This is a genomic window from Flavobacterium aquidurense (genome assembly GCF_031458035.1).
Lineage (GTDB): Bacteria > Bacteroidota > Bacteroidia > Flavobacteriales > Flavobacteriaceae > Flavobacterium > Flavobacterium aquidurense_C.
Window position 1 is genome coordinate 1 of the sequence record NZ_JAVDXR010000013.1, and the last position, 18960, is coordinate 18960.

General features: G+C 34.6%; 13 protein-coding genes. 11 read left to right on the forward strand and 2 right to left on the reverse strand.

Annotated features, from left to right (window positions below):
* Positions 1-336: 336 nt before the first annotated feature.
* On the reverse strand, positions 337-1341 hold the full coding sequence (locus tag J2X17_RS17305) for an LLM class flavin-dependent oxidoreductase (protein WP_310300847.1): 1005 nt from the start codon (positions 1339-1341) through the stop codon (positions 337-339).
* A 325-nt stretch (positions 1342-1666) separates the two neighbouring features.
* On the opposite strand from J2X17_RS17305, the gene J2X17_RS17310 reads away from it, so the two are divergent.
* Positions 1667-2452 (forward strand): alpha/beta hydrolase, encoded by a 786-nt coding sequence (locus tag J2X17_RS17310; protein WP_310300849.1) that lies wholly within the window; start codon positions 1667-1669, stop codon positions 2450-2452.
* Here the strand turns inward: J2X17_RS17310 and J2X17_RS17315 are convergent.
* Entirely contained in the window at positions 2449-4419 is a 1971-nt protein-coding gene (locus J2X17_RS17315; protein WP_310300852.1) for a sigma 54-interacting transcriptional regulator, read from the reverse strand. The genes J2X17_RS17310 and J2X17_RS17315 overlap by 4 nt on opposite strands.
* Before the next feature lie 204 nt (positions 4420-4623).
* On the opposite strand from J2X17_RS17315, the gene J2X17_RS17320 reads away from it, so the two are divergent.
* The 10 genes from J2X17_RS17320 (at position 4624) to J2X17_RS17365 (ending at position 18782) form a co-directional block, all read left to right on the forward strand.
* Positions 4624-7062 carry a sensor histidine kinase gene (locus J2X17_RS17320; RefSeq protein ID WP_310300855.1) on the forward strand — a complete coding sequence of 813 codons (2439 nt, stop codon included), beginning with the start codon at positions 4624-4626 and terminating at the stop codon, positions 7060-7062.
* Between the two features lie 51 nt (positions 7063-7113).
* A complete protein-coding gene (locus tag J2X17_RS17325) occupies positions 7114-8469 on the forward strand; it encodes a sigma-54-dependent transcriptional regulator (protein ID WP_310300859.1) in 1356 nt (451 codons plus the stop codon).
* A gap of 241 nt (positions 8470-8710) precedes the next feature.
* Positions 8711-8992, forward strand: coding sequence for a DUF7674 family protein (locus J2X17_RS17330; RefSeq protein ID WP_310300862.1), 282 nt, complete (start codon positions 8711-8713; stop codon positions 8990-8992).
* A gap of 180 nt (positions 8993-9172) precedes the next feature.
* Positions 9173-9250 carry a K(+)-transporting ATPase subunit F gene (kdpF, locus tag J2X17_RS17335; protein ID WP_072975519.1) on the forward strand — a complete coding sequence of 26 codons (78 nt, stop codon included), beginning with the start codon at positions 9173-9175 and terminating at the stop codon, positions 9248-9250.
* Positions 9251-9380: 130 nt separating this feature from the next.
* Positions 9381-11102, forward strand: a complete 1722-nt coding sequence (gene kdpA / locus J2X17_RS17340) for a potassium-transporting ATPase subunit KdpA (protein ID WP_310300864.1) — start codon at positions 9381-9383, stop codon at positions 11100-11102.
* A 205-nt stretch (positions 11103-11307) separates the two neighbouring features.
* Positions 11308-13341 carry a potassium-transporting ATPase subunit KdpB gene (gene kdpB / locus J2X17_RS17345; RefSeq protein WP_310300867.1) on the forward strand — a complete coding sequence of 678 codons (2034 nt, stop codon included), beginning with the start codon at positions 11308-11310 and terminating at the stop codon, positions 13339-13341.
* Between the two features lie 101 nt (positions 13342-13442).
* Entirely contained in the window at positions 13443-13994 is a 552-nt protein-coding gene (locus J2X17_RS17350) for a K(+)-transporting ATPase subunit C (protein ID WP_310300870.1), read from the forward strand.
* Positions 13995-14442: 448 nt separating this feature from the next.
* Positions 14443-15519, forward strand: coding sequence for a porin (locus J2X17_RS17355; protein WP_310300873.1), 1077 nt, complete (start codon positions 14443-14445; stop codon positions 15517-15519).
* A 204-nt stretch (positions 15520-15723) separates the two neighbouring features.
* Complete coding sequence (locus tag J2X17_RS17360; RefSeq protein WP_310300876.1) at positions 15724-16851, forward strand: sensor protein KdpD; 1128 nt, start codon at positions 15724-15726, stop codon at positions 16849-16851.
* A 212-nt stretch (positions 16852-17063) separates the two neighbouring features.
* Entirely contained in the window at positions 17064-18782 is a 1719-nt protein-coding gene (locus tag J2X17_RS17365) for a sensor histidine kinase (protein ID WP_310300878.1), read from the forward strand.
* Positions 18783-18960: the final 178 nt, after the last annotated feature.

Consider the following 18960-nt stretch of genomic DNA (forward strand, 5'->3'; position numbering starts at 1 on the left):
CTCCCCCTAGCCCCGATAGTCCCGATCCCGACGCTTCGGGACGGGAGGAAATCCTTTTGTGGTGGCCCCGAAGCCTCGGGACACCACAAAAGATTGAAACGGACAGCGGGATAAAGCTCCTTATTAAAAAACAAATTCCAAATCTTTGAAACTCCAAATTCCAATTGAAACAGGATTCGGCTGCGCTCAGCCTGAAAACACCATTATATATTAATAGCAGAATTCCATCCTTAATATATTAGGTATAAAAAACAAACCCGACAGATTGGAAAAACTGCCGGGTTGAATAAAACATACCTTATATCCAATAGTAAAAGATATACTTATATATGTATACTAATAATTTAAACTATCAATAACCTCTTTGGTAATTTGTATACTTTTTAGCTTTGCCTGATGATCAAAGATTGGACTTGTAACCATTAGTTCATCTATTTGAGCGTAGTTAATAAACTTTTTAAGATCGATTTCTAATTGCTCTTTATTTCCTGTGAACGTACAAGCTGTCATTTGATTAACATGGAAACGTTCTTCTTCACCCATAATATCATCTAAAGACGGAACCGGTGGTTGTAATCCCTTTCGATCGTTGCGTATTAGATTTAGAAACATCTGATACAAGCTGGTTGAAAGGAATTCAGCTTCTTCATTTGTATCTGCCGCGATGATATTAACGCATGCCATTGTTTTTGGTTTATCTAAAACGGTTGATGCCTGGAAATTTTCGCGATAAAACTCAAAGGCCTGTATCATTTGGCGCGGTGCAAAATGTCCGGCGAAAGCATAAGGCAATCCATAAGCTGCGGCTAAAGCTGCACTTTCCATACTTGAACCTAAAATCCAAATGGGAACATTTGTGCCTTCAGCAGGAAATGCCCGAACTTTTGCCGTCGCATTTTCTGCAGAAAAATAATCCTGAAGCTTACTCACATTTTGTGGAAATCGCTGTGCCTGCTCAAAAAAATCTTTTCGAATTGCTTCCGCAGTTGGCTGATCAGTTCCTGGAGCTCTTCCTAAACCTAAGTCGATACGGTTTGGATAAAGCGTTTCTAAAGTGCCGAATTGTTCGGCTACTATTAATGGGGAATGATTCGGTAACATAATTCCACCCGAACCAACCCGAATATTTTGCGTCTGGCTGGCAATATAACCTATTAATACAACTGTAGCTGAACTTGCTACATGCGCCATATTGTGATGTTCGGCCAGCCAAAAACGTTTATATCCTAATTGGTCTGCAAGTTGCGCTATGTCTTTTGTTTTTTGAAATGTTTCGGTGGCATTGCTATTTTGTGTAATAATAGCGAGTTCTAGTATTGAAACTGAAATTGGATCTTTCATGTAAATTAATGCTTTTTACAAAATTACTTCATTTACAACAAAGCATAAATTCTTTGATGTTAATAGAATTATAATATTTGTAACTACAAATGTTGTCCACCTTATATAAATTGAAGGTTAGTTCTCAAATGAATTCACTTTTGTTGAATGAAATGATTTCTATCTTTTTAAAAATGATATTTCAATAGTCCATAATAGTTTTAACGAAATATAATAATTCACCACTTATAAAACCTTAGCATTATCAATACTTTACAAACAGGCATGTTGTTTGTTTTTTGTTGGAATATTCTCAAATAGTTTCAAAAACTTCAAACTTCTTTTTATGTACCTATCTAATACGAAAACTATTGTGTTTATTACGGGAGCATTTATCAGCCATACTTGTTGGGAGAAATGGATTGTTTTTTTTGAAGTCAAAGGATACAAAACGGTGGCACCGCCATGGCCTCATAAAAATGAATCGGCAGAAATATTACGAAAAGAACATCCTAATTCGAAGATTGCTTCATTTCATTTAACGGATCTAATTGATTATTACACAGAAATCATCGAAAAATTACATGAAAAACCTATATTAATTGGACATTCTTATGGAGGACTTTTGACACAATTATTGGTTCAGAAAGAATTAGCTTATAATGGTGTTTGTATTCATTCCGTTCCTCCAAAAGGTCTATTTGCAACAAAGTTTTCTTTTTATAAAGCCATTTGGAAACCTTTGGGCTTTTTTACTTCATCAAAAAAAACATATTTAATGTCTTTTCAAGAGTGGCAATGCAAATTTACAAATGGAATGTCATTTGAAGAAAAGAAAGATTACTATGAAAAATTAGTAATTCCGGAATCAAAATTAGTTTTTCGAGATGCTTTGTCTCAAACAGCACGAATAAATTTCAAGAAAAAACATGAACCTTTATTATTTTTATCAGGCAGTAACGATACTATAATACCGGCTTCGCTCAATTATTCGAACTTTAAAAAATATACAAACATACATTCTATTACTTGCTATAAAGAATTTCAAAATAGAAATCACTTTGTTTTAGGTCAAAATAACTGGCAGGAAGTTGCTGAATTTATTTCTAATTGGCTGGAGAAAATCGGCTAATTTAATTCTCTTTTGATTTCCAGTTTTTTGATTTTTGAATTTAAAGTAGATGGATGAATGTCTAAAATTTCGGCAGCTCCTCCCACTCCGGATATTTTTCCGTTACATTTTTTCAGAATATATAATATGTAATCTCTTTCATTTTCGAGAATTGTTTTTATTGAAAAAGATTCGCTTGTCTGATCTGCGTGCATTTTTGAAGATGTTGAAAGTTCTATTTCTTTAATTGTATTTCCATCAGTCAATAAAATGGCGCGTTGCATTACGTGTTCGAGTTCTCTGATATTTCCGGGCCAGCTATAATTCATAATTTGCTGCAAGGCAAAATCAGCAAGATACGGTGCTTTTCTGCCCATTTTTTCACTGTAGACTTTTATAAAATGAAGTGCTAATTCAGGAATATCTTCTTTTCGTTTTTTTAGCGATGGCACTAAAATCGGAAAAACATGAAGACGATAATACAAATCCATTCTGAATCTTCCCGCTGCAACTTCTTCTTCCAGATTTTTATTAGTAGCTGCAATAATTCGAACATCAATTTTCAACGGAGATCTTCCGCCAATGCGCTCAATTTCTCTTTCCTGTAAAACACGTAACAATTTCACCTGAAGCTCCAAAGGCATCTCTCCTATTTCATCCAGAAAAATGGTTCCTCCGTCTGCTAGCTCAAATTTACCAATTCGTTTGTCTAAGGCTCCTGTAAAAGCACCTTTTTCATGACCAAAAAGCAAGGATTCTGCAAGATTTTCAGGTATAGCTCCACAATTAATAATAATCAAAGGCTTGTCTTTTCTTGGTGATAAAGCATGAATACTTTGGGCTATTTTTTCTTTTCCGGTTCCGCTTTCGCCTAAAACTAAAACCGAAGTGTCTGACGGCGCTACTTTTCTAATATAATTAAAAACTGTTATCATTTGTGGGCTGCTGCCAATAATTCCCTCAAAACCAATCGATTTATTTGTTGGTTTTACCTCTTTAATAATTTCCTTTTGATCTGAATCCGAATTTGTTTTTGGATACATTTTTGACACAAATAATGCAAACGTATTTTCTAGAATCGATAAAAGTTTAAGATCTTCTGCTGAATAAACATTAAAATTTCGACTGTAAAAAGTAAAATGGAATTTTTGTATCGTTGCAATCACGATAGGAAAAACCAGATATGATTTGATCCCGAAATTATGAGAAATCAAACTTTTTATTGGTGCTACCTGAAAATTATTAATAAGGTTTTCTTCACTATAAATGATTGGCTGTAAATCTATTTTTGATTTTTTATAAGTTTCATCCAATTCCTTACTGGAAATATCAGCAATTTTTGAAAATTTCTCAGGATTGATAATCTGATAATCATCAACATTTTTGCGTATAATTCCGAGATTGGCATAATGCGTTGTATTGGAAAAACCAGCTTCTAAATAATCAAACGAAATATAATTTTGTACCGTTTTTCCGAATGCCAATAACGCATTTTCCCATTTTAGATTTGAATTTAAAATCTCATTCAGATCATTTTGCAATTGCATTTGCTGCATCAATTGAGACTCTAAACTATATTCGTGACGGTAAAAAGCAATTTCAAGAGTTGTCAAGACATCTTGTTCTCTAAAAGGTTTTACTATAAATCCATAAGGTTGCGTAATTTTGGCCTGATCTAAAATGTTTTTGCTGGAATTAGCTGAAATAAATATAAAACCAATATAATTTTCTTTAAGAATTTGAGCCAAATCTATTCCGTTACGACTTCCCTTTAACATGATATCCAAAAATACCAAATCTGGTTTTTCAGCTTCAATTTGTTCCAGAGCCTGGTCTACAGAACGTGCAATTCCGATCACTTCATAACTTGCTTTTTCAAGAATTAATTGCAAATCATGCGCTTCGATAAATTGATCTTCAACAATTAAAATTCGCTTTTTTAATGCTGCGTTAGAGGATTTGAGGGGATGGCCGGAAACCGTTTCCATAAATGTGGTATTTTTAGTATAATAATTCAGCTAATATATTGGTATAAAATTAGTTAATTATTAGAATAAAAACAGCAACTTCTTCTAATTTAAATGATAAAAAATAGCTTTTATGTGAATTTTCCTGATATTTTTCAAATAACCGTTCTCCTTATTTCTATATTTGTTTAATCCAAAAACATTAAGAATTTAATCACAGACCAAATGAAACAATTGTATTCTTTTTATTTAATTCTTTTCATAACTTTTCAATCATTTGCACAATTATCGCCTTCTGTTCAGAAATACGATCTTCCTAAAAAAAGACTATTGCTCAGCTCTTGTTCTATATATTTATTTAATGCCAATCAGGGTGCTATAGATGTTGACAGTTCTGTTGTTCTGGCATCAAAAGCTTATAAATTACCCGCTTCCTTATCTTATGATCAAGGTTATAATGATGGTAATCTAATAGGAAGCGATTTGATTGACAAGGGAAATATTAATGCTGCAATAAAAATTCTTGACAAATCTAAAGGCGAAAATCGGATTAAATTATTACTGCAATTAGGAAGTTTTTATCTTTTTAAACCAGGCACAAAACCCGAAGATCTTCAACATGCATATAAATATATTAATAAAGCTGTTTTAGAAAGTAATCTGCTAAAAGTAAAAAAATGGCAGCATCAATCTTTATTATTATTGGGAAAATATTATTATCAGGCCAATAACCAAATTCAAGGCAAAAAATGTTTTTTGCAGGTTATAAATGAATGTAGAAAACAAAACGATAAACTTGGTCTAGCCGAATCTTTAGACGCGCATGCAACTCTTTTATCCAACCTTGATCCCGAAAAGGAAAAAATGATTGAAGAGGCCATTTCACTTTATGCCGCTCTCGGTTTAGAAGAAAAAAGAATAGAAAATTACACCAAGATAACTACCATCTATTTTTGGGCAGGAAAAATAAATGAAGCCAAAAAGAGACTTTATCAAAATTTGGTCGATTTACGAAAAATTGGTTTTACGCATCAACAATTTGCAGAAGCAACTATTGCTTATGTTGAAGTAAGACAAAACAATATAAAAGATGCCTTATACTATGCCCTAAAAAGTGTAAAACGAATGGAAGTTGAAAAAGATTTTACTCTGGGGGACATTTTTTATATGCGTCTCGGTGATGTCTATAACCAGTACGGTCATTATGAGGAAGCGCTGGAAATGTTTAAAAAAAGTATTGAAATCGGGCAGCAAACAATAAACAGCGGCACGTGGTACAAAAGCTTTTATGGGGCGGTCGCCGCTTTATCGTTAAAAGGTAAAAATAAAGAAGCGATTGGTTACATTAATTCTATAACGGCAAAATACCCTCCAACAAATGCATTTGATAAAATGAGTGTTGCTTATATTAAGGCGAATTGTTATGTATCACTTAAGGATAATGTCCTGGCAGAAAAGTATTTTAAAGAAACAGAATATTATGCACAACAATTAAACGCTCCGGAAACAATTAGAGAAGTTGTTAATCAATATACTGATATGGCGTTATTTTACCTGAATACCAACAGGGTTCAAAAAGCTAAATATTACAATGCTAAAGTTTTTGCTCTTTGCAAAGCTTATAAAATAACCTACAACTCGCAAATCCTTCAGATTTTATTATATAAAACAGACTCTATAAACGGAAATTATAAAAACTCTCTAATACATTTTCAAAATTATAAGAAATTAACCGATTCTATTTACAGAACAGATAAAAACAAAGAAATTGAAGAGTTAAAGATTCAATATGAGACTAAAAATAAGGAACAAAAAATTGCCCTTTTATATGACCATTCAAAACTACAGGAAAGTCAGCTACAAAAATCGAAACTCTTAAATACTCTATCTATTTGGAGTTTGATTTTACTTTTGATAACTATTAGTTTGCTATACAACAGATACCGATTAAAACAACGAAATAACATTAAACTGGAGCAGAAAGAAAAAGAAATCAATCAGAAAAACGTTAATTTGAGACATTTGCTGGATGAAAAAGAATGGCTTTTGAAAGAAATTCACCATCGTGTCAAAAACAATCTTCAAACGGTTATAAGTCTTTTGAATTCCCAGTCAGCTTATTTAGATAATGATATGGCTTTGACGGCAATAAAAAATAGCCAGCACAGAATTCATTCTATGTCCTTAATTCATCAAAAATTATATAATTCTGAAAATATTTCGACGATTAATATGCCCAATTACATCAAAGAATTAGTCGAATATTTGAAAGAATCTTTTTCACTTGGACAGAGAATCCGTTTTGAAATTAAAGTAGACCCATTAGAATTAGATGTTGCACAAGCTGTTCCTTTAGGACTTATTTTGAATGAAGCCATCACCAATTCAATCAAATATGCTTTCCCAAACGATAGAACCGGAATGATTTATGTTACGCTTGAAGCAACAACAGACAATAGCTATTTACTGATCATTTCAGATAACGGAATTGGAATTGCAACCGATTTTACCGACACAAAAGCAAACTCGTTCGGAATGAGCCTTATCAAAGGTTTAAGTGATGATTTGGAAGCTAAATTCACTATGGAAAATAATAACGGAACTATTTTAAAAATTGAATTTTCACAAGAATTTCCGCTGAATCAAAATAGGCAAAAGATTTAAAACCTAAATTTGTATCACGAAAATAAATTTCGATTCTAGCTTTTTCCTCCAATGACACACAAAATTTTAATTATAGACGATGAAGAAAAACTCAGAAGTCTGTTGGCGCGTATTATAAAATCAGAAGGTTTTGAAGTTATTGAAGCCAAAGATTTAAAATCAGGTTTTAAAAAACTCGAACAAACAGATATCGAAGTTGTTTTGTGTGATGTAAAATTACCTGACGGAAACGGCGTTGATTTTCTGCAAAATATAAAAAGCCATTTTCCATTAGTTGAAGTTATTTTACTGACAGCTTTCGGAAATATTCCTGACGGTGTTCAAGCCATGAAAAATGGTGCTTTTGATTATATTGTAAAAGGTGATGACAATGACAAAATCATTCCGCTTTTGTACAAAGCAGTCGAAAAAGTACAGCTGCAGAAAAAGGTACAGCAATTGGAAAAACGTATTGGCGATAAATATTCTTTCAATACAATTATCGGAAAATCAAAAGGAATTGAGCAGGTTATTGATCTTGCCAAAAAAGTAGCCAAAACCGATTCAACTGTTCTTCTCACCGGAGAAACCGGAACAGGAAAGGAAGTTTTTGCACAGGCAATCCATGAAAATAGCAATCGTGTAGGCAAATCTTTTGTTGCCTTGAATTGTAGTACTTTCAGCAAGGAAATCCTCGAAAGTGAACTTTTCGGACATAAACAAGGTGCTTTTACCGGAGCTTTAAAAGATAAAAAAGGATTTATAGAAGAAGCCAATGGCGGCACTTTATTTTTGGATGAAATAGGTGAAATGCCAATTGAACTTCAGGCAAAATTATTACGTGTTTTAGAAACCAGCGAATATATTCCAATAGGAGATACTACTCCTAAAAAGTCAAATTTCAGATTAATAGCGGCAACCAACAGAGATTTAAAAACAGAAAGTGACGAACATCGTTTTCGTTCTGATTTATATTTTCGTTTGAATATTTTCGAAATCAATCTGCCTCCGCTAAGAGAAAGAATCAAAGATATTGTTCCTTTGACAAATTATTTCGTTAAACAATTCTCAGAAAAAACGAACAAAAAGACCTTAACTATTTCGGATGATTTTCTTCAGAAATTAGAAAATTATTCGTGGCCGGGGAATATTCGGGAACTTAAAAATATTATCGAAAGATCAGTGATTTTAAGTAATGGAGATACTTTAACTTCAGATGTTTTGCCTTATGAGATGCAGCATCAATCTGAAAAAACAAACAAACCAATGTCGGCTTTCTCTATGCAGAGTATTGAAAAACTACATATTCAGAAGGTTTTAAATTATACCAAAGGCAACAAAGCTGAAACGGCACGTTTGCTGGAAATTGGAATTGCTACTTTGTATAGAAAGCTGGACGAATATGGAATAGAAAATTCCAAAATTTAAATTCCAAATTCCAATTGCAAATCTAATCTCATCAGCAATAACAATTTTTAATTTTTAATTCTCAATTTTTAATTAAAACAACCCTATCATTTCAATAAAAGCTTATCATTATGATAGGCTTTTTTTATACCTGTTTTTTGGCAAAAAACTACATTCCTTTTATTGACAGCACTTTAGCTATACCTCAACTTTTTCGGAACATATTTTGGCATAAGGAGGAAGAACATAAAAATTCATTCTCATGAAAAATCAAGTAACCTCAATCTACAAACAAGCCGAACGCTTCGCCGAGATAACCAAAAAAGCTATCATTTCTGGAAATATCGTGCGAGCAAAAAAATGCCTGGCTCTTGCCGAACGCTTATTTATTGCCGGAAGCTTAGAAACTAAAAATGCTATTTCTAATGTGTATGTTTTCTCCGTTTCTTCTTTTATGGAAGTACGTCACTGCAACATTTCACATCTTTTCCCACAAACGCTTAAAGCGGAATATATCAAGCAGGTTAATACTTCAGGCGTGTAAAAGTTTAACTGGTTAATTGTTAAATCGTTTAATCGATTTTCTAAAAATCTAAAATCTGATCCCGAGGCTTCGGGACTAAAATCTAAAATAATTATGATCACTTTTCTTTTACTCGCATTAGCCGTTGTGCTGTTTGCCATTTGTTTTAAATCAGTTGAATTCTTTGAAAAAATCTAAATCATGACTGCACTATTTATTATTTCGATCGCTGTTTTTGGCTATTTGGTTTATGTATTAATCAAACCTGAAAAATTCTAAAAAAATGAAAAAGTCACAGTCAGGAAAAAAGTTACTACTATATGTTTTTGTGGCTTGGACATTAGCCTTTATAACGCTTATTGCGTTTTTATAAAAGCCCAAATTTTATTTAATTTCTAACAAACAAAATATGAACACAGAGTTATTTGGTGTCATTAGCATTTTTATCATTTCGATAGTTTTAGCCATTCCAATAGGAAAATATATTGCTAAAGTTTATTTGGGAGATAAAACACTTTTTGACCCGATTTTCAATCCAATTGAAAAATTTATTTTTAAAATCAGCGGAATTAATGCTACTGAAGAAATGAACTGGAAACAACATCTAAAAGCACTTTTGAGTGTAAATATGATTTGGTTCTTTCTTTGCTTTTTTGTCTTACTTTTTCAGGGATCGCTGTTTTTGAATCCCGATAACAATTCTTCAATGACGCCAGATTTGGCGTTTAATACGGCAATTTCATTTGTAGTAAACTGTAATCTACAGCATTACTCAGGCGAAACCGGACTTTCATATTTGTCGCAAATGTTTTTGATGTTCCTGCAATTTGTTTCTGCTGGTGTTGGGATGGCTGCTGCAGCAATGATTTTTACCGCAATGAAAGAAAGAACTACAGATAAATTGGGGAATTTCTATAATTATTTCATCAAAAGCTGTACTCGTATTTTGTTACCACTTTCAGCTATTGTAGCAGTTGCGCTATTATTTAGCGGAACTCCTATGACGTTTGAAGGAAAAGATACTATTACAACTTTACAAGGCGATTCAGTACAAGTTTCTCGCGGTCCGGCTGCAGCTTTTATTGCTATCAAACATATAGGTACAAACGGTGGAGGTTTTTTTGGAGCCAATTCGGCACATCCACTAGAAAACCCGACTTATTTCACCAATGCGGTTGAATTATGGGCACAATTGATTGTTCCGTTTGCGATGATTTTTGCTGTAGGTTTTTATCTAAAGAAAAAGAAACTTGCTTACGTAATCTTCGGCGTAATGACAATTGGTTTTTTACTCCTTGTTATTCCGACTGTAGTTACCGAGCTTAATGGAAATCCAGCCATTGAAAAAATGGGAATTGCGCAGGCAACCGGAGCGATGGAAGGAAAAGAAGTTCGCTTTGGACCGGCGATTTCAGGATTCTGGAGTATTGCTACAACTGTAATTTCTACTGGTTCTGTAAACAGTATGCACGATAGTTCTATGCCAATTTCCGGAGCTATGCAATTGCTAGCCATGATGGTCAATGCTTTTTACGGCGGTTGTGGTGTTGGAATTCTGAACTTTTATATTTTCATTATCCTGGCTGTATTTATTTCCGGATTAATGGTAGGTAGAACTCCTGAATTTTTAGGAAAGAAAATCGAAGCCCGAGAAGTTAAAATTGCTGCTTTTATTGCGATTCTTCACCCATTATTGATTTTAGCAGGGACAGCCATAGCTTCTTATTTTGCGGCACATGATACTGCAATGGGCTACTGGTTTAGCGGAAACGCCACTGGCTGGCTGAACAATCCTGGCAATCACGGATTCTCAGAAATGTTATACGAATATACTTCAAGTGCTGCCAACAACGGTTCTGGTTTTGAAGGTTTAGGAGATAATAATCCGTTTTGGAATATCACTACAGGAATTGTGTTATTGTTAAGCCGTTTCATTCCGATCATTGGCCCATTGGCAATTGCCGGATTATTGTCTAATAAAAAATACATTCCGGAAAGTGCGGGAACTTTAAAAACGGATACTACAATTTTCGGAATTATGGTTTTTGCCGTAATCGCAATTATTGCTGCCTTATCATTCTTTCCAGCTTTGGCTTTAGGTCCATTGGCAGAATATTTTACACTAAAATAAAAATGCTGAATATTTTAAACACGTAAAAATAAACGTAAAATATTTCAAACATAGCCCGTGGTTTCAACCATGGGAAACGAATTTCGAGGAGTAAAGATTGTGATATACGTTGCGTTCCAGTGGTTGAAACCACTGGCTATGTTTACAATTTATGAATTTATTCCGCATAACATTTCACAAATAACATTTAACTTTTTACAAGAAAATGACAACTAATAAATCCGCATCATTGTTTGAAAGCAAACAGGTAAAAGAAGCCTTAGTGCAATCTTTTGTCAAGCTTAATCCAAAATTGATGATCAAAAATCCGGTAATGTTTACCGTAGAAATAGGAACTGCCATTATGTTTGCTGTTTGTGTTTCCATTTTAATGGGAGCTACAGATCAGGGCAGTTTTACTTATAACTTAATTGTGTTCTTCATTTTATTAGCAACGCTTTTGTTTGCCAATTTCGCCGAAGCTATCGCCGAAGCCAGAGGAAAAGCGCAAGCCGACAGTTTAAGAAAAACACGTGAAGAAACGCCGGCAAGACAAATTTTACCAAATGGAGAAATCAAAAATATCAGTTCATCAGAATTGAAAAAAGGAGATATTTTCGTTTGTGAATCGGGCGATTTAATTGCAACTGACGGAGAGATTATCGAAGGTTTAGCGACTATCGACGAAAGTGCGATTACAGGAGAAAGTGCTCCTGTAATTCGCGAAGCCGGTGGTGATAAATCCTCTGTAACCGGAGGGACAAAAGTGTTATCTGATAAAATTAAAGTAATTGTAACTTCTGAACCTGGCGAAAGTTTTTTAGATAAAATGATTGCTTTGGTTGAAGGTGCAAGCCGTCAGAAAACGCCAAACGAAATTGCCTTAACCATTTTATTAGCCGCCTTTACCTTAATCTTCGTGATTGTGTGCGTTACGCTAAAACCGTTTGCCGACTATGCAAATGCACCCATCACGATTGCGGCTTTTATCGCCTTGTTCGTTTGTTTGATTCCAACTACAATTGGTGGTTTGCTTTCTGCTATTGGTATTGCCGGAATGGACAGGGCTTTACGTGCCAATGTGATTACAAAATCTGGAAAAGCGGTAGAAACTGCCGGTGATATTGATGTATTGCTTTTGGATAAAACCGGAACAATTACGATCGGAAACAGAAAAGCGACCAGTTTTTATCCTACAAAAGGCGTTTCAGAAGAAGATTTTATAAAATCTGCCGTGTTAAGTTCACTCGCAGATGACACTCCGGAAGGAAAAAGTATTGTGGAGTTGGCAGGAGCCGAAACTGCCAATAAATTATCAATTGAAGGTGCTACTTTAATCAAATTTACCGCAGAAACCAGAACTTCCGGAGTTGTTTTAAAAGACGGAACCAATATTCGAAAAGGTGCTCAGGATGCTGCAAAAAATATTGCTGCTCAGGCAGGAAATAATTTTCCTGAAGATACTGCCCAAAAAGTAATTGACATTTCTACAAATGGAGGAACGCCATTGGTTGTGATTAAAAACAATCAGGTTCAGGGTGTTATCGAATTGCAGGATATCATTAAACCCGGAATGAAAGAACGTTTTGACCGTTTGCGAAAAATGGGTGTCAAAACGGTAATGGTTACCGGAGATAATCCACTTACGGCTAAGTTTATTGCCGAAGCTGCCGGAGTTGATGATTTCATTGCCGAAGCAAAACCTGAGGATAAAATGAACTACATCAAAAACGAACAAAATCTGGGTAAACTTGTTGCGATGATGGGAGACGGAACGAATGATGCTCCTGCCCTTGCTCAGGCCAATGTTGGTGTTGCCATGAACAGTGGAACGCAAGCCGCAAAAGAAGCCGGAAACATGGTCGATCTTGATAATGACCCAACAAAATTAATCGAGATTATCGAAATTGGAAAACAGCTTTTAATGACTCGTGGAACTTTAACTACTTTTTCTATTGCCAATGACGTAGCGAAATATTTTGCTATTGTTCCTGCTCTTTTTATTACTGCGATTCCTGCGCTTCAGGGTTTGAATATTATGCGTTTGCATAGTCCGGAAAGTGCCATTTTATCAGCGGTAATTTTTAACGCGATTATCATTCCGATCTTGATTCCATTAGCATTGAGAGGTGTTGATTACAAACCAATCGGAGCAAGTGCAATTCTAAAAAGAAATCTTTTAATCTACGGTTTAGGCGGATTGATTATTCCTTTTATCGGAATTAAATTGATTGATTTACTTGTTGCTTTATTTATGTAAATAAAAGTTGCTAAGGTTCTGAGGCGCTAAGGTGCTAAGGTGCTAAATTTTTTCTTAGTCCCTCAGAACCTTAGTCCCTTAGAACCTCTAAAAAGAAAAAAATGAAAAATATATTCTCATTACTAAAATTGACTCTGCTTACCATAATTATGTTCGCAGTTATTTATCCTCTTGCAATTTATGGAATTGCACAAATGGCTCCGAATCAAGGAAAAGGAGAAACTCTTTCGGTTAACGGAAAAGTTATTGGCTACCAAAAAATAGGTCAAAAATTCGATAAGCCGAATTATTTCTGGGGGAGACCTTCGGCTGTAGATTACAACGCGGCCGGAAGTGCCGGAAGTAACAAAGGACCAAGCAACGCAGAGTATTTGGCTTTGGTTCAAAAAAGAATTGATACATTTTTAGTTGCTCATCCTTATTTGAAAAAATGGGAGATCCCTTCAGATATGGTGACGGCTTCAGGAAGTGGATTGGATCCGAATATTTCTCCGAAAGGTGCTTTGATTCAGGTAAAACGTGTTGCCAAAGAACGAAAATTAGCGGAAGATAAAGTAAAAGCTTTGGTTGAATCTAAAATTAATACGGCTGTTGTTGGTCCTGAAACAGTTAATGTTTTGGAATTGAATATGGCGCTTGATGCGCTTCGCTAAAACAAGGTTCTGATCCCGAAGCTTCGGGACTGAGTCGCTAAGGTTCTAAGGTTTTTCTCCTGCAAGGTTTTCAAAACCTTGTAGGTATGACAAAGATTTTCGTCAATTTTGGTCATTGCGAGGAACGAAGCAACCTCACTAACAATGAGACACAAATCTGATTTTGTAAATGTGGTTGCTTCGTTCCTCGCAATGACAAACTGGAGCGTAAAACCGAAACTTAAATAATACCTAACAGGTTTTGAAAACCTGTTAGGATACAAAACGTCCTTTTACCCTGAGTGCCCTAGCCCTGATAGAAGCGGCATCCTTTTTAGGCTATTGAAAAGATCTTGTTTACCATAAACAATCTGCCTAAAAAGATATAGCGGATAGCAGGAAACAGCTCCTTAAAAACCTACTAATAAAAATTAATACGCCTTTTTTACCCCAAATAATAAAAACAAAAATGAAAAAAATAATACTTACTGCTTTAATCGCATTCGGTTTTAGCAATTTACATGCACAGGAAGAATCGAAAAGTCCTTTAACGTTTTCAGGATATGTAGACGTTTATTACAGTTATGATTTTGGAAAACCAGACAATCATACACGCCCGGGATTTTTTTACAATTATAATCGAAGCAATGAAGTGAACCTGAATTTAGGTATGGCAAAAGTGAATTATACAAAAAATAATATTCGTGGAAATTTTGCCTTAATGGCCGGAACTTATGCGCAATATAACATGTCAGCAGAACAGGATTTACTGAAAAATGTCTATGAAGCCAATGTTGGGGTGAAGATTTCGCAAAACCATAATTTGTGGATTGATGCGGGAATTATGCCGGCACACATTGGTTTTGAAAGTGCAATTGGAAAAGATTGCCAGACTTTGACCAGAAGTATTCTGGCGGAGAATTCTCCTTATTATGAAACAGGAGTAAAAATTGGCTACACCTCTGAATCCGGAGAATGGTATTTGGCCGGAATGTATTTGAATGGCTGGCAGCGTATTCAGAAAGTAGACGGAAATCATACGCCTGCTTTTGGAACGCAGATTACGTATAAACCAACTGATAAATTAGTTTTGAACTGGAGTACGTATGTTGGAAATGAACAGCCGGATATCGATAAAAAGTGGCGTTATTTCAACAACTTTTACGGACAATTTAAAGTAACCGAAAAAACAAATATTACAGCTGGTTTTGATGTTGGTTCGCAACAATCGGCTAAAAGCAGTAATAAATATGATACCTGGTTTTCGCCTGTTTTGATTCTGCAATACAAACCTACAGATAAGATTCAGTTAGCTGCCCGTGGCGAATATTACAGTGACGAAAAAGGAGTTATTATCGCAACAGAAACGCCAAATGGTTTTAAAACTTATGGATTTTCGGCTAACTTTGATTACTTAGTTACTGATAATGTAATGTTTAGAATTGAAGCCAGAAATCTTTCTAGTAAAGATGAAATATTTACAAAAGACAATCTTCCAACGGATACGAATACGTTTGTAACGACTTCGCTGGCGATTTCTTTTTAAAATTATATTGCCACAGATTTCACAGATTAAAATGATTTTTTTACATCTCTTTGTGTAGATTTATTTGCCACGAATTCACGAATTATAATTTATCCCATTTCTAAATAAAAATTCGTGAATTTGTGGCGAAAAAAAATCAATTGAATCTGTGAAATCTGTGGCTAAAAAAAACTTTGCGACTTAGCGCCTTCGTGGCAAAACCATATGGAACAGAAAAAAGAAAATAACGCACAGCACTTTCTCGATTTAATTCAGAAATCACGAAAAGGAAAGTTTAAAGTCTACATTGGGATGAGTGCCGGTGTGGGCAAGACTTTTCGTATGCTTCAGGAAGCGCATTCTTTGTTGAAGAATGGAATCGATGTGAAAATTGGCTACATCGAAACACATATGCGAAAGGAAACGCATGAACTTTTAGCTGGTTTGCCTGTGATTCCGAGGCGAACCATTTTCTATAAAGGAAAACAGCTGGAAGAACTCGATGTACAGGCAATTATCAACCTTAGACCGGAAGTCGTAATTGTTGATGAACTCGCGCACACGAATATTGAAGGAAGCAAAAACGAAAAACGCTGGCAAGATGTTTTAGAAATTTTAGATGCGGGAATCAATGTGATTTCGGCAGTTAATATTCAGCATATTGAGAGTTTGAATGAAGATGTAAAACGGATTACAGGAATTGATGTTCAGGAACGAATTCCGGATAATGTTTTGCGTTTGGCTGACGAAGTAGTAAATATCGATTTGACATCGGAAGATTTGATTGCGCGTTTGAAGGAAGGTAAAATTTATACAGCTGATAAAATTCAGACCGCTTTGACTAACTTTTTTAAATCGGAACAAATTTTACAATTGCGGGAATTGGCTTTGAAAGAAGTAGCAAGCCAGGTGGTTCGAAAAGTCGAAAATGAAGTACCTCAACTGCATGCTTTACGTCATGAAAAACTTTTGGCATGCATTAGCAGTAATGATAAAACGGCTAAAATCGTAATTCGAAAAGCGGCGCGTCTGGCGAGTTATTACAACGGAAGCTGGTACGTATTGTATGTAGAAACACCAAAAGAAAGCAGTACAAAAATTGCGTTAGACAAACAAAGACATTTAATTAATAACTTTAAACTGGCCGTACAATTAGGCGCAGAAGTTATCAAATTAGAAAATAAAAATATTGCCGATGCTATTTTAATTGCGGTTGAAGAAAAACAAATTACAACTGTCTGCATTGGAAAACCGCATTTGAATTTATTTAAAGTAATTTTGTCTACAACAATTTTCAGACGTTTGTTAAATCGCCTGTCTTTATCTAATGTAGACCTTGTTATTCTGTCTTAAATTTTAAACCATATAAGTTATATAAGTTCATTTTAATTAGGGGCGTTGAATTTAACCGCAAAGTTCGCAAAGGTTTATGCAAAGTTCATTTAAGTTTTTGCTTGTAGCAAGATCACAAACTTTCTTATTTTTTCTATTCTTTGCCACTATTGCGCATTGTTATATTTCCTTATATCACTTATATGGTGAAAAAAAATTAAATGTTTTATAAAATGAGAATTAAAACCAAATTGAATCTGGGTGTTGGATTGTTATTTTTGATGATCATCATACTTTCTTTAGTGAGCGGCTATTCTGTTTTTTTGATAAAAGCGGACACGGAGAATATTCTGAAAGCGAATTATAATACGCTGGAATATTCGCGAAATATGATTTTGTCTTTGGATGAAATTAAAGAAAACCCCAATAGTAAGATTTCCGTTTTCAAGGAATATCTTGAAAAACAAACGCAAAATGTTACCGAACCCGGTGAAAAAGAAGCAACGACTCAACTTGAAAATGATTTTTCGCTTTTAGAAAAAAACAGTGCCGATGAAATCCTAAAAACGCAAATCAGGCAAGACATTTTTGCGATTATGAAACTGAATCTGGATGCCATCAAACAGAAAAGCGACATTGCCAAACATACCGCCGAAAATGCCAATTTATGGATTGCCATTGTGGGAAGTTTATGCTTTTTAATTGCGTTTAACTTATTGGTTAATCTGCCGAATAACATTGCAAACCCTATTAAGGAATTAACGCAAAGTATTAGGGAAATTGCAAACAAGAATTATTCAGAACGCGTCCATTTTACCAGTCACAGCGAATATGGTGATTTGGCAAAATCGTTTAATACGATGGCGCAAAAACTTCAGGAATACAATGATAGTAATTTGTATAAGTTGTTTTTCGAAAAGAAACGACTTGAAACGCTTATCAATAATATGAATGATCCTATTATTGGATTGGATAATGACGGAATTATTTTGTTTATGAATGATGAAGCACTGAAGATTATCGGAATGAAATTGGAAGATGTTGTTGGGAAATCGGCCTCTACTCTAGCCTTGTCTAATGATTTAATTCGGTCTTTGATTGTAAAAGAAGAAATTGATTCTCCAAAAAAACAACCGCTTAAAATTTACGCACACGGAAAGGAAAGTTATTTCGAAAAAGAAATTCTAAATATTACGATAATTCCAACCGGAGAAGAAAAAGAAATCAATATTGGCGATGTGATTATTCTGCGAAATATTACACTATTTAAAGAGCTTGATTTTGCTAAAACCAATTTTATCGCCACCGTTTCGCACGAATTAAAAACGCCAATTGCATCTATAAAACTGAGTTTGCAATTACTTGAAAATGCCAAAACCGGCGATATGAACGACGATCAAAAACAATTGGTTGAAAGTATCAAAGATGATAGTCAGAGGTTATTAAAAATCACAGGCGAATTGCTGAATTTATCACAATTAGAAACCGGAAATATTCAATTGAATATCGAAAAAAGCAATCCACACGAAATTGTAAATTATGCTGTAGAAGCTGTAAAAGTTCAGGCCGATCAAAAGCAGATTAAATTGGTTATTCATGCTGATGAAAATCTGGAAGATGTAAAAGCCGACAGCGAAAAAACAGGCTGGGTTCTGATTAATTACTTATCGAATGCAATAAGATATTCTTCTGAGAAAAGTACCATTGTCATTCAATTAAAAAAAGAAAACAATCAGATCGTTTTTCAGGTTATAGACACCGGAAAAGGAATTGACGCAAGATATAAAGACAAAGTTTTTGATAAATATTTTCAGGTTCCAGGAAGTCAAAAATCCGGAACCGGATTGGGATTAGCGATCAGCAAGGAATTTATTGAAGCGCAAAATGGAAGTGTTGGGGTTGAGAGTAATTTGGGATTGGGGAGTACGTTTTGGTTCTCATTAAAAGTGTAAAAAGAGCAGTAGGCTCAAATTATATTGTAGGGCTGGACTTCAGTCCAGTTTAGACAAAGTATATAACATTGCGATAAAATTTTAAAAAAAGCTCCAGCGGAGCATAATGTTTATAGCCAATTTATAGATTCTCCAATAAAGCTCCAGCGGAGCGACAGTCATCATGATTACAAACATG